The sequence below is a fragment of the Prevotella sp. P5-126 genome (genome assembly GCF_002251185.1).
In the GTDB taxonomy this organism is placed as follows: Bacteria; Bacteroidota; Bacteroidia; order Bacteroidales; family Bacteroidaceae; genus Prevotella.
This window is the reverse complement of record NZ_NPIZ01000106.1, coordinates 56,098-80,352: the sequence shown is the minus strand read 5'-3', so window position 1 is coordinate 80,352 and position 24,255 is coordinate 56,098. Positions and strand designations below refer to the sequence as shown.

The 24,255-nt window shown below is 46.5% G+C and carries 25 protein-coding genes and 1 pseudogene; 25 read left to right on the top strand and 1 reads right to left on the bottom strand.

From position 1 onward, the window contains the following. Positions 1-52: 52 nt before the first annotated feature. From CIK90_RS12335 to recA, 3 genes are all read left to right on the top strand, one after another. Positions 53-649 (top strand): DUF6621 family protein, encoded by a 597-nt coding sequence (locus CIK90_RS12335; RefSeq protein WP_094390841.1) that lies wholly within the window; start codon positions 53-55, stop codon positions 647-649. Positions 650-698: 49 nt separating this feature from the next. After that, positions 699-1,934 (top strand): saccharopine dehydrogenase family protein, encoded by a 1,236-nt coding sequence (locus tag CIK90_RS12330; protein ID WP_094390842.1) that lies wholly within the window; start codon positions 699-701, stop codon positions 1,932-1,934. 63 nt (positions 1,935-1,997) lie between these two features. Then, positions 1,998-3,026 (top strand): recombinase RecA, encoded by a 1,029-nt coding sequence (gene recA, locus CIK90_RS12325; protein ID WP_094390843.1) that lies wholly within the window; start codon positions 1,998-2,000, stop codon positions 3,024-3,026. Positions 3,027-3,118: 92 nt separating this feature from the next. On the opposite strand, the gene CIK90_RS12320 is transcribed toward recA, so the two are convergent. Beyond that, the gene (locus CIK90_RS12320; protein ID WP_094390844.1) at positions 3,119-4,282 is read right to left on the bottom strand and encodes a hypothetical protein; all 1,164 of its coding nucleotides are present in this window, start codon (positions 4,280-4,282) and stop codon (positions 3,119-3,121) included. A 244-nt stretch (positions 4,283-4,526) separates the two neighbouring features. Between CIK90_RS12320 and dnaK the strand changes: the two genes are divergently transcribed. The 22 genes and pseudogenes from dnaK to CIK90_RS12210 all read left to right on the top strand — a co-directional run bounded on the left by dnaK (position 4,527) and on the right by CIK90_RS12210 (position 24,250). Further along, positions 4,527-6,455, top strand: a complete 1,929-nt coding sequence (dnaK, locus tag CIK90_RS12315; RefSeq protein WP_094390845.1) for a molecular chaperone DnaK — start codon at positions 4,527-4,529, stop codon at positions 6,453-6,455. A gap of 201 nt (positions 6,456-6,656) precedes the next feature. Next, positions 6,657-7,223, top strand: coding sequence for a hypothetical protein (locus tag CIK90_RS12310; RefSeq protein ID WP_005812876.1), 567 nt, complete (start codon positions 6,657-6,659; stop codon positions 7,221-7,223). Beyond that, entirely contained in the window at positions 7,220-8,467 is a 1,248-nt protein-coding gene (locus tag CIK90_RS12305; protein ID WP_005812874.1) for a site-specific integrase, read from the top strand. Before CIK90_RS12310 ends, CIK90_RS12305 begins: the two co-directional genes overlap by 4 nt. Positions 8,468-8,790: 323 nt before the next feature. Continuing rightward, complete coding sequence (locus CIK90_RS12300) at positions 8,791-9,432, top strand: hypothetical protein (RefSeq protein ID WP_005812872.1); 642 nt, start codon at positions 8,791-8,793, stop codon at positions 9,430-9,432. Positions 9,433-9,565: 133 nt separating this feature from the next. Further along, positions 9,566-9,934: a helix-turn-helix domain-containing protein gene (locus CIK90_RS12295; RefSeq protein ID WP_004320284.1), complete on the top strand. Its 369-nt coding sequence runs from the start codon at positions 9,566-9,568 to the stop codon at positions 9,932-9,934. A gap of 43 nt (positions 9,935-9,977) precedes the next feature. Continuing rightward, the gene (locus CIK90_RS12290) at positions 9,978-10,319 is read left to right on the top strand and encodes an AlpA family transcriptional regulator (RefSeq protein WP_005812869.1); all 342 of its coding nucleotides are present in this window, start codon (positions 9,978-9,980) and stop codon (positions 10,317-10,319) included. Positions 10,320-10,321: 2 nt separating this feature from the next. After that, the gene (locus tag CIK90_RS12285; RefSeq protein WP_005812867.1) at positions 10,322-11,428 is read left to right on the top strand and encodes an AAA family ATPase; all 1,107 of its coding nucleotides are present in this window, start codon (positions 10,322-10,324) and stop codon (positions 11,426-11,428) included. A gap of 200 nt (positions 11,429-11,628) precedes the next feature. After that, positions 11,629-12,528, top strand: a complete 900-nt coding sequence (locus tag CIK90_RS12280; protein WP_005812865.1) for a toprim domain-containing protein — start codon at positions 11,629-11,631, stop codon at positions 12,526-12,528. A 156-nt stretch (positions 12,529-12,684) separates the two neighbouring features. Continuing rightward, positions 12,685-13,656 carry a hypothetical protein gene (locus CIK90_RS12275; protein ID WP_005812863.1) on the top strand — a complete coding sequence of 324 codons (972 nt, stop codon included), beginning with the start codon at positions 12,685-12,687 and terminating at the stop codon, positions 13,654-13,656. Beyond that, positions 13,644-14,423, top strand: a complete 780-nt coding sequence (locus tag CIK90_RS12270) for a hypothetical protein (RefSeq protein ID WP_005812861.1) — start codon at positions 13,644-13,646, stop codon at positions 14,421-14,423. The genes CIK90_RS12275 and CIK90_RS12270 overlap by 13 nt, the downstream gene beginning before the upstream one ends. After that, on the top strand, positions 14,420-15,190 hold the full coding sequence (locus tag CIK90_RS12265) for a metallophosphoesterase (RefSeq protein ID WP_007837351.1): 771 nt from the start codon (positions 14,420-14,422) through the stop codon (positions 15,188-15,190). Before CIK90_RS12270 ends, CIK90_RS12265 begins: the two co-directional genes overlap by 4 nt. 221 nt (positions 15,191-15,411) lie before the next feature. Next, the gene (locus CIK90_RS12260; RefSeq protein ID WP_005812857.1) at positions 15,412-15,864 is read left to right on the top strand and encodes a hypothetical protein; all 453 of its coding nucleotides are present in this window, start codon (positions 15,412-15,414) and stop codon (positions 15,862-15,864) included. Then, positions 15,861-16,193 carry a DUF4134 domain-containing protein gene (locus CIK90_RS12255; protein ID WP_005812854.1) on the top strand — a complete coding sequence of 111 codons (333 nt, stop codon included), beginning with the start codon at positions 15,861-15,863 and terminating at the stop codon, positions 16,191-16,193. The genes CIK90_RS12260 and CIK90_RS12255 overlap by 4 nt, the downstream gene beginning before the upstream one ends. Before the next feature lie 58 nt (positions 16,194-16,251). Further along, the gene (locus CIK90_RS12250) at positions 16,252-16,617 is read left to right on the top strand and encodes a DUF4134 domain-containing protein (protein ID WP_007837354.1); all 366 of its coding nucleotides are present in this window, start codon (positions 16,252-16,254) and stop codon (positions 16,615-16,617) included. Between the two features lie 48 nt (positions 16,618-16,665). Then, positions 16,666-16,965, top strand: coding sequence for a DUF4133 domain-containing protein (locus CIK90_RS12245; RefSeq protein ID WP_005816074.1), 300 nt, complete (start codon positions 16,666-16,668; stop codon positions 16,963-16,965). Positions 16,966-17,087: 122 nt separating this feature from the next. Further along, a pseudogene (locus tag CIK90_RS12240) lies at positions 17,088-18,512 on the top strand (conjugal transfer protein TraG); the annotation flags it as partial. A gap of 231 nt (positions 18,513-18,743) precedes the next feature. After that, positions 18,744-19,469: a helix-turn-helix domain-containing protein gene (locus CIK90_RS12235; RefSeq protein WP_048317560.1), complete on the top strand. Its 726-nt coding sequence runs from the start codon at positions 18,744-18,746 to the stop codon at positions 19,467-19,469. Between the two features lie 338 nt (positions 19,470-19,807). Continuing rightward, positions 19,808-20,947, top strand: coding sequence for a site-specific integrase (locus tag CIK90_RS12230; protein ID WP_048317558.1), 1,140 nt, complete (start codon positions 19,808-19,810; stop codon positions 20,945-20,947). A 25-nt stretch (positions 20,948-20,972) separates the two neighbouring features. Further along, positions 20,973-21,422, top strand: a complete 450-nt coding sequence (locus tag CIK90_RS12225) for a helix-turn-helix domain-containing protein (protein ID WP_048317556.1) — start codon at positions 20,973-20,975, stop codon at positions 21,420-21,422. A gap of 97 nt (positions 21,423-21,519) precedes the next feature. Then, on the top strand, positions 21,520-22,362 hold the full coding sequence (locus CIK90_RS12220) for a hypothetical protein (RefSeq protein ID WP_048317554.1): 843 nt from the start codon (positions 21,520-21,522) through the stop codon (positions 22,360-22,362). A gap of 230 nt (positions 22,363-22,592) precedes the next feature. Continuing rightward, a complete protein-coding gene (locus tag CIK90_RS12215) occupies positions 22,593-22,988 on the top strand; it encodes a hypothetical protein (RefSeq protein ID WP_049129886.1) in 396 nt (131 codons plus the stop codon). Then, complete coding sequence (locus CIK90_RS12210) at positions 22,985-24,250, top strand: relaxase/mobilization nuclease domain-containing protein (RefSeq protein ID WP_048317550.1); 1,266 nt, start codon at positions 22,985-22,987, stop codon at positions 24,248-24,250. The genes CIK90_RS12215 and CIK90_RS12210 overlap by 4 nt, the downstream gene beginning before the upstream one ends. Positions 24,251-24,255 lie beyond the last annotated feature (5 nt).

Below are 24,255 nucleotides of genomic sequence, written 5' to 3'. Positions count from 1 at the left end.
AATCGACGAGAATGTTTTGCTATTCGTCACTTTTAATGTAACTTTGCAAATTATGATACAACCCTCCATCGACAATACAACATGGAAAGAAAACGTCATCCTGGTTGATGCAGACTATATCGACAGGGTGACATTCGACCTTATCGTCAACTTTGAACGCATGATTGGGCGCCAAATACCCAAAGCCGACATGGCAAAATGGATTGACTGCATCGCACTCGACGGCGGTATGCGCGAGGGAAAACACGAGACTCAGGTCATACTGATACACGGCAAAAACAAAAAAGGCATGGATAATTTCATGCCTTCAACATTCGACGGAGAACTTGATGGAAAAGCCTTCAGCGATTCGCTCGGCGAATTTCAAATCAGTTGCGTAACCGTAGAAGAACTCGTTTCGGCAGAAGAACTCTTCACCGATGCCATGCAAATCATCGCAAATAGCGCCGACGTGAAACGAATGATGATTATCCCTGATGCTGAAAAAAACATCGAACAGGTGAAACAGGGACTCCGACATGCTGACCCCGAAAAGCACATTACCGTGTTTAGCATGCAACCCATAGCCGGAGGAAACTTCCGACAGGAAATACTCGGATACTCGCTCATGGCAGCACTCGGCATTAGGGGAGACGAAATAAAACCCTGAAACGATAACATAACTAGAAAATTATAAAAACAATAATAAAAATAAGAAAATGGGAAAAGTACTGATGATTGGTGCAGGTGGTGTGGCCACCGTAGCCGCATTTAAAATCGCACAGAATACCGACGTGTTCACAGACTTCATGATCGCATCAAGACGAAAGGAGAAATGCGACCAGATAGTAGAAGCCATCCACAAAAAAGGATACACCATGCCCATCAAAACCGCACAAGTAGATGCAGACGATGTGGAACAACTCAAAGCGCTATTCAACGACTACCAGCCCGAACTGGTCATCAACCTCGCACTGCCATACCAAGACCTCACCATCATGGAAGCATGTCTGGCTTGCGGATGCAACTATCTGGACACAGCCAACTACGAGCCAAAGGATGAAGCTCACTTCGAATACTCATGGCAATGGGCCTATAAAGAACGATTCGAACAAGCTGGACTATGCGCTATACTCGGTTGCGGATTCGACCCAGGTGTCAGCGGCATCTACACCGCTTATGCAGCTAAGCATCATTTCGACGAGATGACACAACTCGACATCGTCGATTGCAACGCAGGAAACCACCACAAAGCATTCGCAACCAACTTCAATCCAGAAATCAATATCCGCGAAATAACCCAAAAGGGACTCTACTACGAGAACGGAGAATGGAAAGAAACTGATCCTCTGTCAGTACACAAAGCACTCACCTACCCCAACATAGGACCACGTGAGAGCTATCTCATGCACCACGAAGAACTGGAGTCACTCGTCAAAAACTACCCATCAATCAAGTTGGCACGCTTCTGGATGACCTTCGGACAGCAATATCTCAACTATCTCGATGTGATTCAGAACATTGGCATGAGCAGAATCGATGAAATAGAATATGAAGCTCCACTGGCTGACGGAACAGGTACGGCAAAGGTAAAAATCGTTCCTCTGCAATTCCTCAAAGCCGTTTTGCCCAATCCACAAGATCTCGGAGAAAACTATGAAGGAGAGACTTCCATCGGATGCCGCATCAAAGGAACTAAAGACGGCAAACAGCGCACATACTACGTATATAACAACTGCTCACACCAGGCAGCCTACGAAGAGACTGGCATGCAGGGCGTAAGCTACACCACTGGTGTGCCTGCCATGATTGGCGCCATGATGTTCCTCAAAGGAATATGGAAGAAACCAGGCGTTTGGAACGTGGAAGAGTTTGATCCAGATCCTTTCATGGAACAACTCAACACACAAGGACTGCCTTGGCATGAAGTGTTTGACGGAGACTTAGAACTCTAATCCACAAACACTACACCTATTTTATAATTTTATAATATATACATTTAGATACAGAAACCTACCATGGCAAAAAAAGAAAACGAAAACGAGACCATCAACGCGCAAAGCGAAAAGATGAAGGCCCTGCAAGCGGCCATGTCGAAAATAGAAAAAGAATACGGAAAAGGCTCCATCATGCGAATGGGTGACGAACAAATAGAGAATGTAGATGTCATACCAACAGGAAGCCTCAACCTCGACCTCGCACTCGGAGTGGGAGGATATCCACGCGGTAGAATCATTGAAATCTATGGTCCGGAATCTTCTGGTAAGACCACACTGGCCATACACGCCATTGCTGAAGCACAAAAGGCAGGCGGCATCGCTGCATTCATCGATGCAGAACATGCCTTCGACAGATTCTATGCGCAGAAACTGGGAGTAGATATCGACAACCTCTGGATATCACAACCCGACAACGGAGAGCAGGCACTTGAGATTGCCGACCAGCTCATACGATCATCTGCTATTGATATATTGGTGGTCGATTCAGTAGCTGCACTCACTCCGAAAAAGGAAATTGAAGGAGACATGGGTGACTCGGCTGTAGGACTGCATGCGCGTCTGATGAGTCAGGCACTACGCAAACTCACAGCCACCATCGCTAAAACAAACACCACATGTATCTTCATCAACCAGTTGCGAGAAAAAATCGGAGTCATGTTTGGTAACCCCGAAACAACTACTGGTGGTAATGCGCTGAAGTTCTACGCTTCTGTAAGACTCGATATCCGCCGCGTCAGCCCCATCAAAGAGGGTGACCAAGTCATCGGAAACCAAGTGCGCGTAAAGGTAGTGAAAAATAAAGTAGCTCCCCCATTCCGTAAAGCTGAGTTTGAAATAACCTTTGGCGAAGGAATATCGAAAGTAGGCGAAATACTCGATCTCGGCGTACAATACAACATCATACAGAAGAGCGGATCATGGTTCAGCTACGACGGACAAAAGCTCGGACAAGGACGTGATGCTGTCAAACAACTGATGAAAGACAACCCTGAACTCTGCGAAGAACTTGAAGCTAAGGTTGTTGAAACCATCAAAAACGAAGAGTAATACACAGATCACATAGATGAAAAGGCGCATCGGAAATATCCGATGCGCCTTTTATCATAGTCCCGTCTCTGGACCATATATACAATCCGAGATTATCTGCGACGACGGGTATGAGTCTTAACAGGAGTTTTACCAGACCCTTCCGAGAAAAGATACCCGAAATAATCTTCCTTCTGACCATCTATATCACCTGTCACATTTTCATTCTTAAAAGTCACATTCTTCGTATAAAGGCGACCTGTAACAGTTTCGGAAAGTGTCAAAGTGACATACCGGCTATTACGCACAGGACGCATACCGTCAATGCGGAAAGTGGTTTCCTTGGCCATTGTCACCACACGACTACCCGCACCATTGCGGATAACCTTCATGGTAGTAGGATACTTCAAATGAACTGTTTTGTTCATATATTGGGCATAATCACCCAAAGAAGCTGACTGCTGGCGCTCGTCTTCTTCCTCAAAAGTAAACGAACCGTAGAACAGATGTTTGGCATTGTCAACAATAAACTCATCATCGCGCATACCACAATTGGTTTTGCTCATGGCCACATTCTGGAAGAATTCACTGCCATCCTTACCCTCAACGATAATCTTTACAGGGAACGAGCGAGTTCCAACACCAACGGCAACAACCTTCACTTTCTGTCCCTTCTCTACCTTCACCAAATCAGCAGCATCGCTTTCATAATCGGTATCAACATAATAATCAGTAGTGGTAGTTACCAATGTCTTGCCAACAAGCAATGAACGAGCAATATCTACATCACCCAGATAGGCTAACGTTGGCACACCTATCTTATTATAGCAATAGTCTTCATAATTGCCGTTGGGCAACTCAAAATAATACTGTTTGTTGTCATCTTGGCAAGTAAAGTTGAGCCGTGCACGACCGTTACTGCCAACAGCATGGCCACGATACACCATCACCTTGCGACGGAAATAACCGTTGCTCACCTCCTTATTATTACTTTCGTCACGGAAGGTATTCACCAACATGTCATATTTTTCAGGCAAAACCATGAAACGCATGCCATCTTGCCAGTCGCACAAACCATATCGAGGAAAGTTACGACCTACGAAATCCTGAGGCTTGTCTGCCTCTTGTGTTGTAGAACCTGCCACCTGTTTGGCATCAGTTTTTGGTGTCTCCACCTTTTTCACTCCTTTCGTCTTCACGATATAGGAATCACTTCCCTGTGCCATAACCGTTGTGGTCATTAGCGCAAGAATACCCATTGTTATCAGCTTTTTCATAATAGTTGTTTATAGTTAACGCTTGCAAAGTTACGATTTAGTAAGGGAAAAACCAAATTTTAAAGCAACAAACATGACCGAATACCATAATTAATATAAAAGCGATAGTACATCATGACACTAATACATGCCAAAATGTCATACAACACCCACTTTTAACAGCTGTCAAACACCATTTGGCACACGCTTTGCTATTAAGTTATCGTTAACATTACGAATATTAAAAATTAAAAAGAAATACATTATGGGAAAAATTATTGGAATCGACTTAGGAACAACTAATAGTTGTGTTGCCGTTTTCGAAGGCAGCGAACCAGTTGTAATTGCCAACAGCGAAGGTAAGCGTACAACACCTTCTGTTATTGGTTTCGTAAAAGACGGCGACCGCAAGGTAGGTGATCCTGCCAAGCGTCAAGCTATCACAAACCCCAAGAACACCGTTTATTCTATCAAACGTTTCATGGGTGAAACATACGAGCAGAGCCGTAAAGAGGCTGAAAGCATGCCTTACACAGTAGTCAACGAAAACGGATATCCACGCGTTGACATTGAAGGACGCAAATACACTCCGCAGGAAATCTCTGCCATGGTGTTGCAGAAGATGAAGAAAACCGCAGAAGACTACCTCGGACAAGAGGTAACCGATGCAGTTATCACCGTACCAGCATACTTCTCTGACTCACAGCGTCAGGCCACTAAAGAAGCCGGACAAATTGCAGGTCTCAATGTGCGTCGTATCGTCAATGAGCCTACTGCTGCCGCTTTGGCATATGGTGTAGATAAGGCCAACAAGGATATGAAGATTGCAGTATTCGACCTTGGTGGTGGTACATTCGATATCTCTATCCTCGAATTTGGTGGTGGTGTATTCGAAGTGCTCTCTACTAATGGTGATACACACCTCGGTGGTGACGACTTCGACCAGGTCATCATCAATTGGCTGGCAGACGGCTTCAAGAGTGAAGAAAACGTTGATTTGCGCAAAGATCCTATGGCCATGCAGCGTCTGAAGGAAGCTGCAGAAAAGGCAAAGATTGAACTGTCAAGCTCTACATCTACCGAAATCAACCTGCCATACATCACCGCTGTTGACGGTATGCCTAAGCACTTGGTTAAAACTCTGACCCGCTCACAGTTCGAGCAGTTGGCACATAACCTCATTCAGGCATGCCTCGTACCTTGTCAGAAAGCAATGGCAGACGCAAAGCTCTCTAACTCAGACATCGATGAAGTAATCCTCGTTGGTGGTTCAAGCCGTATCCCTGCCGTACAGGAGCTCGTCAAGAACTATTTCGGTAAAGAACCTTCTAAGGGAGTTAACCCTGATGAAGTAGTTGCCGTAGGTGCTGCCATCCAGGGCGCCATCCTCAACAAAGAAGAAGGTGTAGGCGATATCGTTCTGCTTGACGTCACTCCACTGACCCTCGGTATTGAGACCATGGGCGGTGTGATGACCAAACTGATTGACGCCAACACTACCATCCCCTGCAAGAAGAGCGAAGTATTCTCTACCGCAGCAGATAATCAGACCGAGGTTACCATCCACGTTCTGCAAGGTGAGCGTCCTATGGCCAACCAAAACAAGAGCATTGGCCAGTTCAACCTGACAGGTATCACTCCTGCCCGTCGTGGTGTTCCTCAGATTGAAGTTACCTTCGACATCGATGCCAACGGTATCCTCAAGGTATCAGCCAAGGATAAAGCCACCGGCAAGGAGCAGAGCATCCGCATCGAAGCCTCTTCAGGTTTGAGCGAAGACGAAATCAATCGCATGAAGGCTGAAGCTGAGCAGAATGCCGAAAACGATAAGAAGGAGCGCGAGCGCATCGACAAGATGAATCAGGCCGACTCTATGATTTTCCAAACAGAGAATCAGTTGAAGGAATTGGGTGACAAACTCCCCGCAGACCAGAAACCCGCTATCGAGCAGGCACTGCAGCAATTGAAGGATGCCCACAAGGCAGGCGACGTTGCCGCCATCGACAATGCTATCAATGCACTGAATGCAGCATGGCAGACCGCTTCACAGCAAATGTATCAGAATGCCGGTGCACAGCCAGGAGCTGGCGCTGGACAGGAGCAGGGCCCATTCTACAATGACCAGCAACAGTCACAGCAGAACACCCAGAAGGATGACAACATCCAGGATGCTGACTTCGAGGAGGTGAAATAAGCACATAGAGAAATAAGAATACAATATCAAATGGAAAGCGTGTAGCTCAATGAGTTACACGCTTTTCTTGTTTTTGGCCGTACACAATAATATTGCTATCTTTGCGTTATTATTATAAACATCTGTACCTTATTTGTACCTGTAAGAAAAAGTAGATATGATGAGAAGAATAGATATTAAGAACTACAAAATGAATGAATTATGGCAGTAGCAAAGTATAAGATAGTACGGAAATGTCCTGTGTGCGGAGAAGAGTTCTTCGCAAGGACTTTGGAGTCCTGGTATTGTTCACCCAAATGCTCCAAGGTGGCGTGGAAGCGTAAGCATGATGAAGAAAAACGCCAACTTGAACTGGACAAGATTGTAAGCAATATGCCCAAGTCTAAAGAGTATATCAGCATAACGGAAGCGTATGCTATGTTTGGTGCAAGCCGCTCAACCATTTATAGGCTCATCTACATGAAAAAGATTTCCTTCATTGAGCCAGAGAAAGGAATACGACTTGTATGCAAAGGAGAACTAATGAATCTGTTTCCGTTAAGACAGTCTCCGCTTGACACCAAGCCAAGGAAACCAGTTACCATGTACCGCATGGAACCAGAGGATTGCTATACAATAGGTGAGATTTCCAAGAAATTTCATCTGGATGACAGCACCGTGTATGCTCATATACGAAAATACTCAATACCGACCCGGCAAATCGGTAATTATGTGTATGCTCACAAGGAATCAATAGACAAACTTTATAAAGATATAAAACCATTATGAAAAGATTAGATTATACTAAAGTCTCCGTCAAATTAAAGAAAAGTGAGTGGAGAGATGAGTGGTTCATCTATCTTGAAGCTTATCCTGTTTATGAGACGGGAAATGACAAACCCAAACGAGTGCGTGAATATCTCAGGAGGTCTATTACTACCCCTATATGGGATAAACGACGAAGCGAGCGAGCCGTTGCTGGTAGAATAAAGTACAAGCCCAAGCGAGATGACAATGGCGTTATTCAGTGTAAATCCAAGCAAGATATGGAAACTTGCCTTTATGCGGATGGCGTTCGAGTCCTGCGTCAAAAAGAGTACGACAACATGGCTCTCTTTACTGACCAGCAAATGGAAATGGCAGAACAAAGCGAACGCTCAAAATGCAATGTTCTGGAGTATATTGAGAAGTTAATCAAAGAAAGAGAGGAAACTGCGTCAGAATCGATAGTTGTCAACTGGCGCAGATTGCACACACTGTTGTCAATGTTTGCCAAGTGTGACTACATACAGTTCTCGCAGATTGACATGAAGTATATTGAGGCATTCCGTTCCTTCTTGATAAAGGCACCGCAGGGTGGTTCTAAGAAAGGAACTATTTCAAGGAATACGGCATCGACGTACTTCTCTATCTTCAAGGCGGCACTCAAACAAGCTTTCGTGGATGGCTATCTGAATTGTGATATTGCTGCCAAGGCTAAAAATATCATGTTTCAGAGTGCTCGAAGAGAGTATCTGTCACTGGAAGAACTTAATATATTGGCAAAGACTCCGTGTGATGATATACTAAAACGGGCAGCCTTGTTCTCTGCACTGACAGGAATGCGACATAGCGATATTCAAAAGCTTAAATGGTCAGAGGTTGAAGAATACAATGGTGGGTACCGTCTCAATTTCACTCAGCAGAAGACTAAGGGCGTTGAATACATGCCTATATCGCCACAGGCATACAAGCTTTGCGGTGAGCGCAAGAAAGACGGAGAACTGTTGGTGTTTGCCGGACTGCCTGACCCTTCATGGATATCTAGGCCTTTGGAACGGTGGGTAAAAGCATCAGGGATTACCAAGCACATCACCTTTCATTGCTTCCGCCACACCTATGCAACGTTACAATTGGCTAACGGTACAGACATATATACCGTAAGCAAAATGTTAGGGCATACCAATGTAAAAACCACGCAAATCTACGCAAAAGTAATTGACAAGAAGAAAGATGAAGCTACAGAAGCTTTTAAGTTGGACATAGATGAATAGTGATTATCATTTGTAAGCACTTAGTATAGAAGACCACTTGTATCAATAAGTCCTTTATTGTACAGGTGGTTTTTAGTGCCTTTCATTTTCAACATTCTATGTAATGATGCTATTGTTTTGGCACTTTAACCTTTCGTGGAAACCAAACATTTATAACAATAAACAGATAAAAATGAAAAAAGACAGCCTTTTTTGGCTTCTCTCTTTTTGAAGAGAGCAAGCGTGTCCACAAACATGTGGAGTGTACAGAAGACTTCTACAGAGAACTGTATGAGTTGTTTGAGATCGCAAGAAGTTGGTATCTTCAAGCTGAAAAGAATCATATGAAGACAGAGTACTTCATAGAACTATTTGAGCGCAGTCACCAATATATTGACTGTGATTGTGCACGTTGTAAGAACTCGCGACAGATGGCAATTGGCATTATTGGTACTTTGTTTAGAGACTCTAAGTGTGTGTCAATAATCAAGAAAAAAGAAGATTATTCCAAGCAGGAACTTATTGAGTTGTTTCTTCAACATGTGGGTACTGGTCTGCCAATCCTTACCCGAAAGAAATCGTCCATCCTCACTTTGGGATGCCAATTGTCAGACAGACAGATGGATTTGTTGGTAGAACTTGTCCAAAGTCACGACATATTTGATTTTGCCGACAACAGTGATGTGCGTAGCGAGTTGTGTCGCCTATTCAAGTGCGACTTGGACGCATCTATCCGTGTAAAGAATGTACGTAATGTAGCCGTACTGTTTGACGCTATGGCTCAATACCATTTGATAAACAATAATTGGCAATATGTCATGGGAGAAGGTCGCTTCTTAACCAGTATCAAAAAGGATGGAACAGAGAAATTCATAACTTCAAGTTGTCTTTCCTCTTCTCTTTCAAGGATAAGAAGAAACGTTTCCATGACAGCAAGTCAATATGCCATCTGCAAATCCATCGAACAGATATTAAGAGAGGAATAAATCACAATAATTCTGCTAAATGAAAGTAAAAACGTGATAGTTTGGTTGATACTGCCTTACTATCACGTTACTTTTTCTATTTAGTGACAGTCTCCCCATAACTTTGCATCAAAAATCATAAAAAATAATTAGCATGGAAGAAAATAGTATAAGATTTGAAGATATTCCCAACGCTATAACGGGGGTACTGAAAAAGCTGTCATCATTAGAAGACAAGATTGATGGTATATATGAACTTGTTCAATCAGAAAAAGAAGAAACATGGTTTACGGTTGCTGAATTATGTGCTTATCTCCCAACACATCCGGTAGAGCATACCATATATTGCTGGACAAGCAATCGGGAAATACCGTTTCACAAGAGAGGCAAACGCATCATGTTCCTCAAATCTGAGATAGATGAATGGCTTCAAGGAACCAAGGGCAAATCGAAGAACGAGATTCAAAGAGAAGCAGAGGAATATGTACTATCTACACAAAGAAAGAATAGACGGCTAATATAACCGTGCTACTGTCTGTAAACAATTTAATTAAGGTACGTGACACATGAATGAAAGACATTTTAGACTCTATGAGCGAATTGTCGCAATAGAAGACAGTTTGGAGGCTTTGGGACCTATTGACAAACTAATAGAGCGAATCGAGGAATTGGAGAAGATGGTCAAGCAGACCAAAACCGTCTTGGGGTTTGACGAAGCATGTAAGTATATTGGTGTTTCTGAAAGCCTGCTATACAAACTTACAGCCGCAAAAGAAGTTCCACACTATAAGCCAAGGGGAAAAATGCTGTATTTTAATAGAGAAGAAATCGACAAGTGGCTGCTCCAAAACAAACAAGAGGTCATTGGAATGGTAACGAAAATAGAAATTGATAATCCGAAAGAATGAAAATGGAAGAAAATAACAAACATGTACAGCCTAACTCAAAAGAGGAAGGAGTACAGCGTCTCAATCGCATATTGAGCGAATCGTTGATAAAGGCAACAGATACTTATAAAACACCTCCTCAGATTATATGGGTTGATAATTCCAGCATAGCCACATTGGGCAACTTCAGTGCTTCTACTGGTAAGGCAAAGGCGAAAAAGACCTTCAACGTGTCTGCCTTGGTAGCCGCTTCCCTCGCCAACGGCAAGGTACTGAACTATCGCGCCAGTCTGCCAGAGGGGAAACGCAAGATACTGTATGTAGATACGGAGCAGAGCCGCTATCACTGCCATAATGTGCTGGAGCGCATCCTGAAGCTCGCTGGTCTACCTACAAGCATCGACAACGAGAACCTTGACTTTATCTGTCTGAGAGAGTACACGCCCTCCGTCAGGATAGAGGTCATAGACTATGCGCTTGCCCAAGACCAAAGCTATGGACTGGTCATCATCGACGGAATCAGAGACCTGCTTCTCGACATCAACAATGCGGGAGAATCGGTCGAGGTCATCAACAAGATGATGGAATGGTCATCAAAGTATGACCTGCACATCCATTGCGTATTGCATCAGAACAAGGGCGACAATAACGTGCGCGGGCATATCGGTACGGAGATGAACAACAAGGCAGAGACGGTGCTTGTCATCACCAAGAGCACCACCAATCCCGACATCAGCGAGGTGAAGGCGATGCACATCCGTGAGAAGGAGTTCAAGCCGTTTGCCTTTACAGTCAATGAGGAAGGGTTGCCAGAGATTGTCGAGCACACGCCGGAGAAGGAAGAAGGTGACAAGCAACCGTCAAGGTTTACTTACCAAGACTTGACATCCGAACAGCATAACGAGGCGCTGACGGCTGCATTCAAGGAGAAACCTATCAAAGGATTCGATCGCATGGTGGAGGAATTAACGCAAGCCTATGCAGACATTGGCTTTAAGCGTGGCAGAAGCGTCATCATCAAAATGCTGAAATACCTGATTAACGAGCAAAAGCTCATAGTGAAGCGGGATAATCATTACTATTTCGGATATACACCTGCCGAGATTGACCTGTTCCATGAAGAGGAATAAAAACAGTTCAGAAACCAGTTTAGTTTACGTCCGTACCTATATATAAGAAATAAGGCCAAAGTAAACCGAAATCGGAGGCTGAATTGGGAAGCGGAAAAGTAGTTTAGCAAATGGTTTAGTTTACGGGTGTGCCTATATAGGAGAAAGGGTAAAGTAAACTGTTTCCATGGACAAAGTAAAACCGAACAAATGAAAGTACAATGAATATTGAACAATCGAAGAAACTGAGCATTATAGACTTCTTAGACAAGGAGAATGTAACGCTGAAAAAGAAGAAGGGCAATGCCTACTGGTATCTGTCACCCTTCAGGGACGAGAAGACCGCATCGTTCAAGGTCAGCAAGAAGGAGAACCTGTGGTACGACTACGCCATTAAGGAGGGCGGTGACCTTGTGGAGCTGGTAAAGCGTATGTATAACAAACAATCCGTTTCCGATGCCCTTGCCTACCTTGCGTCCAAGAGTATTGCCACTGTGGATAAGGCAATCGAGACCGCTATCGCAGCCAAGGAATACACGACAACCAAGATGAACGATGTGAAGCTGCTCCCACTGAGCAACCATTCTCTGCTGTCCTATTTCAGTAGCCGACGGATAGACATCACCATTGGCAGGATGTATTGCAGGGAGATACACTACAAGGTTGAGCAAAAACATTACTATGGCATTGCCTTTGGCAATCTGAGTGAAGGACATGAGGTGCGCAATCCCTATTTCAAGGGCTGCATCGGGCATAAGGACATCACCCTGCTTGCCCATACGTTCAACGAGTGGCAAAACGGTTGTCTGGTCTTTGAGGGCTTCATGGACTTCCTTGCTTATATGACCCTCGTTAAACAGCAAGACCGATGGTTTGTCGTTGAAAGCCCTTGCGACTATATGATACTGAACTCAGTCGCCAACCTCAAACAGGCATTGCATTACCTTGACCGTTACACCCACATCCATTGCTTCCTCGACAACGACCAGGCAGGACGCAAGACGGTTGAGAGCATCAGCAATGTATTCGAGTACAGGGTGACGGACGAGTCCTTCAGATATGCCGACTACAAGGATGTCAACGACTATCTGATGAGGAAGAAACGAACGGCATCTGAATGACATTATAAAGACGAAAACACCATCATTTGATGCAAAAATGGCTCAAATGCATTGAAATTACATATCAAATCTGCACTTTTTCGCCCAAACATGCTTGATTCTCAATTATTATCCTTATTTTTGCATCGTTTTAATACATTATTAAAATGTAGCAGAATGGAATTGAAAAAAGAAATAAGGATATTGGGCAGACGCTTTGAGGTGGAACCTCGTGCCAAGGAAAGCCTGAAAGGCATCACGGTTGGCGAGAAACTCTCATACCGTTTCTATGATGGCACATACCAAGGCACGCCCCTGCTGTTCGTTGAGCCCAAGAAGGGCAATCCCTCTCCACGGACTTGCGCCATCACGGGCAAGCGGTTGACCGAAGCCCTGGGACTGCCTGCGGTGTTTATCCTTGCGCCCGGACCCACCTACGAGCGACACAGACTGGCAGACAAAGGAGTCTTCTTTGTCATGTCCGAGGAATATGCCCATCTGCCAGGCATCATAGCATTGGAGAAGACAAGCAACAGGAAGATTGCCGAAGTATTGACCCCTGTGGCGCAATACATACTACTCTATCACCTACAGGTGGGCAGTATTGAAGGAATGTCGCCAAGGGATATTGCACCGTTGCTTCCATATTCTTACGAAAGCGTCACGTTGGGTGTCACCTGTCTTGAAGATGTAGGACTGTGTCAAAAGATTCAGAACGGACAGCGCAGCAAGGTGGTACACTTCGAGTTGAAGGGCAAGGAACTGTGGGACAAGGCTCAGAACGTCTTGCTGTCACCTGTGGAGAACCGCATCTTTTGCGATGACATACGCTTGGATGCGGAATACCCCGTATGCGGCATCAATGCCCTGGCACATTATTCCATGCTTAATCGTGACCGGGAAGAGATGATAATGATGACAAGCAAGGAATATCGTGCCGTCAAGTCGGCTGATGTCATGGAGAATCCCAACATCTATGACGGCAACTATATCATAGAGGTATGGAAATACCCTGTTGTCAGCAAAATGGGCGACAAAAGCCAGTGGGTTGATCGCCTTTCCCTTGTCCTTTCGTTGAGAGATGATGATGATCCGAGAGTAGAAAAAGAAGTAGAACGAATAATCAGTGAACAGAAATGGAAGGATTAGTCAAGTTCCGTGAAGCATTTGCGGAATACTCAGAAAACTATGTGGTGATAGGCGGAGCAGCCTGTGACATCACCATGACCAATACCGTGGTGCGTCCACGCGCCACACACGACATCGACATGATAGTCATCGTAGAGAACATGACCGAGGCTTTCGCCAATCGCTTCTGGCAGTTTGTGCGGGAGGCTGGCTATCGACCTGAAAAGAGGAAACAGGAGGCTGGTGAGCCACCAAGGTATGAAATGTATCGTTTCCTTGATGGTAAAGACGGCTATCCCGAGATGATAGAACTGCTGTCACGCCACCCCGACGTGCTTGGAGAGCCAAAGGGATTTGTCATAGAACCTATCCCGACCGATGAAGATGTGTCGAGTCTTAGTGCCATCATCATGGACGATGATTACTATCACTTTACTATCGCACACAGCCAACTGACTGATGGCATACGCCATGCCAATTCCGCTGCCTTGATAGCACTGAAGGCAAGAGCCTACCTAAATCTCATGGCAGACAAGCGGGACGGCAAGCATGTGAACACCAAAGACATCAAGAAGCACCGTTCGGACATCCTGAAAAATGTGGTCATAATGACTGAGGACAACATTGAGGCTCCTGCTTCAATAGTGGCATGTATAAGGGAGTTTGTCGCCTCCATCAGAGCCGACTGGTCAACTCTCGCAGAACCATTGTCAAAGTCACTCGGTCAAGACGAGGCATTTGTGACCGGACTGTTAGATCAACTGGATGAATTGTTTATAGAAGCATGACCAATATGAAGATACAATACGCATCCGACCTGCATCTGGAGTTTGCCGACAATTGGCGGTATCTGAAAGCCCACCCCTTGGAGGTGACGGGCGACATACTGCTGCTTGCCGGCGACATCGGCTATCTCGGCGATGACAACTACTCCAAGCATCCCTTTTGGGACTGGGCATCGGAGAACTACAAGGAGGTGCATTGCTGCATGGGCAACCATGAGTTCTACAAATATTATGATGTGGCGACACTGCCCGACGGCTATCTCTTGGAGGTACGTCCCAATGTATTCAGCCACTACAACGGTATTGCGAGGATTGGCGACACCGACATCATCCTCTCCACCCTTTGGTCGAGGATTCCTTTGGAGGACGCTTACTTCACCGAGCAAGTGATAAGCGACTTCCGCCGTATATTATATAAAGGTGAGCTGATGACCCATGCCCAATTCAATGCTGAGCATGAACGTTGCCTCACCTTTATCAAGGATGCAGTGGCATATTCGCAAGCAGCCCATAAGATTGTTGTCACCCATCATGTACCATCGTTCCGTATGCTCCACCCAAAGTTTCAAGGCAGCAAGGCAAACGTGGCGTTCACCGTAGAGTTGGAGGACTATATCACCGATAGCGGCATAGACTATTGGATATACGGACATTCGCACACCAACATCGATGCCAGGATAGGCAACACCCAATGCTTGTCCAACCAGTTGGGCTATGTTTTCTCTAACGAACATCAGGACTTCTCCCATGGCAAGTACCTGACCATATAGCCATCCACATTTTTTTCATCCACCCTCTTTACAAGCTCTTCCCTATCGGAAGGGCTTTTTTTGTGCCTTTCGAGTTTGATTTTTGAGTATGATTGCGAGTGTAATCAAAATTAGAGTTAAGATTTGGCTCCGCGGAAAGTCATTTCGGTTTAAGATTGAAGAAAAGGTAGTTCCTTTGCATCGGCAATAAGCCAAACCATAGTAAAATCAAACTTGAAAATATGAAGTCATTTGTAATATTCGCCATTGTCGTGACCATAATCTATGTCATCTACTATACGGTCATCATCGTGCAGGATCTGTACGGAAAGCCCAAGGACGAGAAGTCACAGGGCGAGTCGTTTGATGTCAGTGACATGACCGACGAGGAAGAGTCGATAGCGGTCAGCGAGAGCGACGGTGGTTTCAGCGTAGGCGACAACCAATATGAGACAGCCTACGAGGAGAAGCAGCTTGCAGAGCCTACAGAGGAGGCAGCCGCCACTGCGGAAGAGAGCAAGCCTCATGTGCTTGAAAAGATACAAAGCGCAATCGAGAAGAAGATGGAGGAAGTGAATACCACCTATTCCGACCCCATGTATTCGGAAGAATTGAACAACACCATCATCGCCCGCGGTCTTCGTCACAATGGACGTGACATGGTCAAGGTGGAATCACTCAATAATGAGATATGATGTCAAAAACAAGAAGTGCATTTCTATCATTATATGCCGCTTTAACCCCAGCTCTGGCCAGTGCTAAGTGTGGCAACGTGGACTACAGCTGGGGAGCGGACGCACTTGCGAGTGCCCATGACTATGCCGTGACGATGATGCTCTATATCGTTTATCTGTGCTATGCAGTGGCGGGCATCGTGGTCATAGTCAGCGCCTTGCAGATATATATAAAGATGAATACGGGCGAAGAAGGAGTGAAGAAGAACATCATGATGCTGGTGGGAGCCTGCCTGTTCCTCATAGGAGCGACCATCGTCTTCCCCGCTTTCTTCGGTTATCAGATTTGAGATACAGGTGATACGAGATAAGATAACTCAAAGTGTAACAAATTAAAAGGTAAAAAGAATGTTTGAAAGGATTAACAAGAAGGTGAAGGGATTCTTCTCTTCACAGCGCATGAAAACGCTCGCCCTGATGTTGCTTGTCGGCACCACCGCAGCAATGGCACAGAACGCAGCCGGCGACTACTCGGCAGGAACGACCGCGCTTACCACAGTGACGGAGGAGATTGCCAAGTATGTACCTATCGTGGTGAAGCTCTGCTATGCCATTGCAGGTGTCGTTGCAATTGTCGGAGCCATAAGCGTTTACATCGCCATGAACAACGAGGAACAGGACGTCAAGAAGAAGATCATGATGGTCGTCGGCGCATGTATTTTCCTCATTGCAGCAGCCCAGGCACTGCCTCTGTTCTTCGGCATTGGAGGTTAAACGCAGCGTGAGATTGTGAGTATGTAGAACGTTAAAACACTGACAGTTATGGCAGATACAAAGCAAGAGCGTTTTCCGGATTATCCCATTTTCAAGGGACTGCAACGTCCATTGGAGTTCTTCGGGTTGCAGGGACGCTACATCTACTGGGCGGCAGCCACCGCAGGAGGAGCCGTTGCGGGTTTCATCCTCGGCTACTGCATCTTCGGTTTCGTGGCAGGACTCGTGCTGCTAGTCCTCGCCGTAGCTGTCGGTGGCGTTCTCATCGTCATGAAGCAGCGCAAGGGCTTGCACAGCAAGAAGAGTGACAACGGCATATTCATCTATGCCTATTCAAAGAAAGTGTAAAACAAAAAAGAGAATCCATTATGTCCAAGTGGAAAGCTATCAATGATTGTAAGTGAATGGAGGTGGGGGCATCACGCATGAGGGTGCGCCCGCCTTTTTGCGATTAAAAAAGAAAAAGAACAATGACCCTATACATCATACTCATATTCTCAGCCATCTGCGTGGGCATGGCCATCAGTGTCAAGGCATTCGGCACGGGAGGGAAGCGCAAGCGCATCTTCCAGGACATCTACTTCTCCATCGAGGAAGTGGATGGCATCGGCGTGCTCTATACCAAGACGGGCGAATACTCCGCTGTTCTGAAGATGGAGAACCCTGTGCAGAAGTATTCCGCCAACATCGAGGCCTACTATGAGTTCACCCACCTCTTCGCCGCCCTTGCCCAGACCTTGGGCGAAGGCTATGCGCTGCACAAGCAGGACGTGTTTGTGAGGAAGGCATTCAAGGAAGAGAACGGTGGAAATCATGAGTTCCTGAGCGAGAGTTACTTCCGCTATTTCAACGGCAGACCCTTTACCGACAGCGTCTGCTACCTCACCATCACACAGGAGAACAAGAAGAGCCGTCTGATGTCGTTCGACAACAAGAAATGGCGTGACTTCTTGGTGAAGATACGCAAGGTGCACGACCAGCTGAGGGATGCCGGCGTGAAGTCCCGATTCCTCGGCAAAACGGAAGCCTGCGAGTATGTGGACCGTTTCTTCTCCATGAACTTCCGTGACAAGGTGGTGTCGATGACCAACTTCAAGGTCGATGACGAGACCATCGGCATGGGGGACCGTAGCTGCAAGGTGTATAGCCTTGTGGATGTGGATTATGCCAACTTGCCGTCGGTCATCCGTCCCTACGCAAATATCGAGGTGAACAACACCAGTATGCCCGTTGATCTCGTGAGCATCGTCGATAGCGTGCCCGGAGCCGACTGCGTGGTGTTCAACCAGATGGTGTTCGTGCCCAACCAGAAGCGTGAGCTTGCCCTACTCGACAAGAAGAAAAACCGCCATGCCTCCATGCCCAACCCCAGCAACCTGATGGCTGTAGAGGACATCAAGCGTGTGCAGGAGGTGATAGCCCGTGAGAGCAAGCAGCTCGTCTATACCCACTACAACCTCGTGGTGGCAGTGAGCGGCGACACCGACATACAGAAATGCACCAACCATCTCGAAAACTCCTTCTCGCGCATGGGCATCCACATCAGCAAGCGGGCCTACAACCAGTTGGAGCTGTTCGTCAACTCTTTCCCCGGCAACTGCTATGGCATGAATGCCGACTACGACCGATTCCTCACCCTCGGCGATGCCGCCACCTGTCTGATGTACAAGGAGCGCATCGTGCATAATGAGGACACCCCGCTGAAGATATACTATACCGACCGCCAAGGTGTGCCCGTAGCCATCGACATCACAGGAAAGGAGGGAAAGGAGAAGCTGACCGACAACTCGAACTTTTTTTGTTTGGGTCCTTCGGGCAGCGGCAAGTCGTTCCACATGCATGTCATATGGACTAAAACGCATCGAAAAGAACTCCAAACAAAACTTAGAGAAACGTCATAAATAGCTCATTTTCAATACATATTCATTAACATAACGCTCCAACCGCCTATTGCGAGTTTCATCCGTTTATAGTAATTTTGTACCACGGTTGTACCATGGGCAGAGGGACACACGGTTCTTAATGAGGGTTCTTATTTCCTCTTATTTCCCCTTGTTTCCTCTTAAAAGTTTCCGTCAAGGACCATCCCCCATGAGTCACTGCAAAATTCAAAAATAACGGTAAAAATGAATACTACAACTCGCATTCCAATCGTGCTGATGTCCGTAGAGGAAACAGCGCAGGCAGTAAGCATCAGCGTCAAGACAGTACGCAGTCTTATTCGTCAAGGCAGGCTAAGAGCCGTAAATTTCGGTACACGCATGACCAGGATCTATTTGCAAGACCTTCTTGAAATAGCCAAGGGACAAGGTTATCAGGTGGTTCTCCCTTCTTCCCTATCGTTAGAAGGAGCAACGTCCAAGAAAGCACAGAGGCTAAAAGATGCCGAGACTGGCTCAGTCAACAAGTTGGCAAAGTGTCGCAAGACTCCCAGGGCTGGTGAAAGAGCACCTGATGGAGTAACCCACGACACCCATTACACAATGGCAGAGGTGTTGAGCACCTTTAATATCAAGTATGGAAGATTCTATGAAGTCCGCAATCGTTACCAACTCCAGTCAGTTCACGCATGGGGAACGACCTGCTTCAAGAAAGAAGACGTGGAAAGGGTTATCGGGCTTTATAATGAAGAACAGGGTAAGAACATTTCCGATGACTGGTACACCTGCTTCGACATCATGAAACTCTACGGATTAGGCAAGACACAGGTACGCAGATTTGCGGAGACCCATGGAGTGAGAATCCGAAAGTTCAAAGGCGGAAGAGCCAACTACTATCTGAAAGCAGACTGGGAGGCTGCACGCAAGAAGGCAGAGAAAAGCAGTACTACGACCAAGGCAAAACGGAAGTGAGACACAAGTCAAGAGATGGTTCAAACAAACTCATATACGACCCATGCCGTTGCAATTGCTATGCAGCACCCATCCATGTCGGTCGAAACAAACCCACAACGCAGAGTAACGGATATAAGACAAAAAACGCATCCAATACCTGCTTTTAGTCTGATTTTGAGCGTAAAACATACTCAAAAGCAAATTCAGGTTAAATTCTGGCTGTATTTGAAGCCATCTTTGCTTTTCTCTTTTCACGGCAATCTAACTTTGCATCGGATTTGAGAGTTAAAGCGTTGCGACCATGGCTATTCGCATCCACAGATACACATCGGTAAGAATAATAAAAGAATAACAATATGACGAACATTTGTACAAAGGTCACCGTGCGGAAACGACCTATCAAGAACGGACAGACTTCCCTCTATCTGGATTTCTATCCTCCAATCCGCAACCCGAAGACAGGCAAGCTCTCACGCAGGGAGTACCTTGGTCTTTACATCTACACCAACCCTGTTGAACGCTTTCAGCAGGAGTACAACAAAAGTATGATTCAGAAAGCGGAAATCATCAAGTGCCGCAGGACTGAGTCCATCATCAATGAGGAGTATGGCTTCCTCGACCGCAACAAGGGCAAGGAGAGCTTCTTGGAATATTTCAAGAACCTCATGATTGAGCGTGGCAGCAGCCAGAACTGGGCAACCGCCTACATGCACTTCCACAATTACACGCATGGCGAGTGCCGCTTCTGCGACCTTACCGTTCCGTACTGCCAGGGATTCCTCGACTACCTGTTGTCGGATGCCTGTATGCACAACGGCAAGCGCATGATGGGAACAACAGCCAACAACAACCTTACCAAGTTGAAGTGCATCCTTGCCATCGCATACGAGGACGGACTGCTCAAAGAGAATATCGCCAAGAAACTTGTGCGTGCCAAGGCTCATGGCAACAAGCGGCAGTTCCTCACCAAGGAAGAGTTGTTGCAGTTGTCTCAGACTCCTTGCAAGAGTGATGTCCTTCGCCGTGCAGGTCTCTTCTCCTGCCTTACAGGTCTTCGCCTTTCTGACTGCATCAGACTCCAGTGGGAGAATATCGTCAAGTTGGCTGATGGCGGCTGGGGAATGGACATTATCACAAAGAAGACTTCCACCGCTGCAATCCTGCCTATCAGCGAAGAGGCTTTGCAGCTCTGTGGCGAGCGAAGCACTGGACAGGTGTTCAAGAATCTCACGAACAGTACAGTGGCATTGTATCTCAAACCGTGGATAAAGGCTTCCGGCATCGAGAAACACATCACCTTCCACTGCTTCCGTCATACCTTTGCCACCTTGCAGTTGGCAGAGGGAACGGACATCTACACCGTGAGCAAGCTGCTTACCCATAGCAATCTTGCCACTACTCAGGTGTATGCCGATGTGGTGGACGAACTCAAACGTGATGCGGCAGAACGTATCTCGCTCAAAATACCAACAAAGGAAGAGAGTGACCAGACATAAGTGAAAAACATAATCAGGATAACAAATGGAAGAAAACAAATCATTATCGTTCGACCAACTGCCCAGTGCAGTTGGCGAACTTCTGACAAAGGTCAATACGATGATGACTCGTCTTGATGACATTGGTCAGAGAATAGGCAATGCTCCGAGCGAGAATGACCATGTTCTTATGGACATCAGAGAGGCAAGTGCCTTCGTCCGAAAGAAAGTCTCATCGCTTTATGCTTACACATCTGAAAGGCGCATTCCTTTCTACAAGAGAGGGAACACGCTCTACTTCTTCAAAGACCAGCTGATAAAATGGATTGAGGCAGGTGGCTCATGGGACAAGCCTTACGAATCGACCCAGGAGGAACAGGCAGACTTCGAGGCTCATCTGGCAATGTTGCAGAAAAGCAAGAAGAACAAGCCTGCCTCCATGAAGAGGGTCAAGGGCGAGAAAAATCCTGATGGGGAAGAATGGCATGACGGATAAGAGAATCATGTAATCTACTTTTTACGAAAGGGGAAAGAGAAACTATTCATTCTTTCTTTGCTGAGTAATCCGTTTCACTAATAATCAGTTTTTCAAGATGAGTAACCAAAGCATAAAATACGGAATCCTGCTGACCAAGGAACAGCTCGATTTCTTGAAGGATGACAGGCAGGGCTTCCACCGCATGACCGCCTTCGGCACTTTTGTATCAATGGCATCCACCAAGCCAAGTGTTTATCTGAAGACAGGCTTCTCCGCTTCTCTCTCCATCGGGCAGTTTGCCATCTCTACCGTTGAGCTGTCTGCCCTTTGGAAGTGTGACCGCAAGACAGCGGCAAAGGTGGTGGAACTGTTCAATCAGGTGGGCATCCTCTCAACCGAGAGGAACAACCGCACCTCCATACATACGATACTATGCATCGCCTTCTGGTACGTTGACGGCATCAAGGAAGCCATCAAGAACCCCTTCTACAACCGTCAATCCGTGACTTCCGCCACCCAAGAGGAATCGGTGTCCAATGTCCCATCCGATACCGCTTGCTCTTCGGAAGGCAATCTTTCCAATGGCATAGGTCAGCAGAAAGACAGCAGCGTCAATCCTGCCACTACTGACATTCTGCAGCCCCATGTTCCTGCCTCTTATAATACCTCTTCCCCTTTCGTTAATTCTCATGTTATCGGGGATGGACTTTCAGATCCTTCTCCGATACCACAAGACTTCAAACAAAGGGAAAAGGAAGGTGATGACCATTTTGAGTATGAGGTTGGACAGCCGTCAGAAGATGACTGCAATCAAGGAGAAGGGGCATCACCCATTGAGTTGCTGCCGTCTCCTGTCTATGATGACGAGGGCAACCTCTTGCAGCCACCGCCCCATGAAGGACGATGCGAGGATCACACGGAGAGACATGGCGCGCATATCACCCCAAGTCACTCATGATGTCATCTCTACTTTTCCCTTATTTCGACTATTGACGTTCCCGACAGGCAAGCTATCCAGAAGCCGCTACCTCTATTAGCCGTAGTTTTTTTTCGGAGGTCTAAACAAGAAGTACCAGTGTCAGACGGTTTCGCTTCGCCCACCGCTTCCTACTGGCATTCTTGAATGTTCGCAGGCTCACATTGGCTGTCCTGTTATATCAAGTATAAACTTTATAAACCCCATCTACAATGACAAAAGACAAGAATAACAACACGGAGAAAACCTCAAAGAAGAGACCTCCGAAGACCAGACACATTGACGTTCGTTTCACAGAAGAACACTACGACTTGGTAGTACATAATGCCCGACTGTCAGGCAGGAGCAAGAGCACATATCTTCATGACTTAGGCATCGGACACAAGCCATCCCTACCCATGACCGCAGAGCAGGAGGAAGCCTTGAAGGGCTTAATCGGGGCAAGGTCTGAACTGGTTTATGTGCGCAATGCGCTTCATGCCCTGCCACAGACCGAGAGACTAAAACTCTTCAAGAGAGCCGACTTCATGGAACGTTGGCTTCAAGGCATCAACACCCTGATAGAGGAATTGAGCCGCATTAGAGACAAATTCTTGGATATGTTATGATAGCAAAAGCGTCAGCAATTCAGCATGGTCAGGCAATGACCAATTACGCAACCAAAAACAATCGCGCGGACATCGTCAAGACCAACCATCTCAGCGAGGGTCTGCCGCCGATGGGCATGTGGGACGAGATGGTGCTGCATCAGTCCATGTTCAAGCAGAGGTATGCCAAGAAGCCCATCGAACTGACGTCCATCCGCTTTGAGCTTTCCCCATCTGAGGAGGAGGCACGTAACTGGACTATGGAGGACTGGAGAAGATTCCTTGACGAGTTCATTCGTGAGATGGATGGTATCTCCAAGGTGAACCACATCGGCAAGAAGAAAGGCAAGGCTGCAACTTCGGTCAAGCCGACCAACATAGCCAACTCACAATATTTTGCCGCCCTTCACCGTGACTCCAAGAGTGGCATTCCCCACCTGCATCTGGTGGTGAACCGCATCGACATGGACGGTAATCTCAATGATGTGAAGTTCATCGGTGAGCGTGCCGTGATGGCTGCGAAAGCCATCAATCAGCGTCATGGTTGGAAGGATGCCATGGATATTCGTCAGGAACGCATTGCAGAGGTGACCAAAGCCTGTATGGATGTGCTGCGTTCAATGCCGTTCTTTGATTGGGATGAATATGCCGACCGATTGAGGGCAAAGGGATATGACATCGAGCTTATCCGTGACAAGAATGGTCAAGGCAGGGTGCATGGCTACCGCTTCAAGTTCGGAAAAACTACCATCAAGGCTTCCGAACTGGGTGTAGGAAGGAATCTCACCGCATCGAAAATCGGGAATACCTTCCGCAAGCTGCACCCTCAGCCAACACCTGTTGCAGTTGGTCAAAGACCTTCTCCTTCTGTTTCAAACGCTACCACATTGGACAGCAGAAATACGGCATCGCAAGGTGGTCTGTCTCGTACAAGCAATGTTGCCAAACCTGACCTTCCTGCCGGATTGAGAAAGATTATTGAAGTCGATGGTGAGCGTTTCAGCATAGTCATGCCGAGAACTGCTTACGACACGATGAACAGTTGTATCGAAGTTCCCGAGAATGGATCCGCAAGCCACACTGACATTCTGAATGTAGCCATGCTGCTCTTCATGAACTACCTTGATGCTGCCACATCGATGTCTGAGTCATGTGGTGGCGGTGGCAGTCCTGGCAGTGGCTGGGGACGTGATAAGGACGATGATGACCGTGAATGGGCAAGACGTTGCGCAATGCAAGCAAACACACTCTGCAAGCCGATAAAGAGAGGCATGAAACGATAACTTTT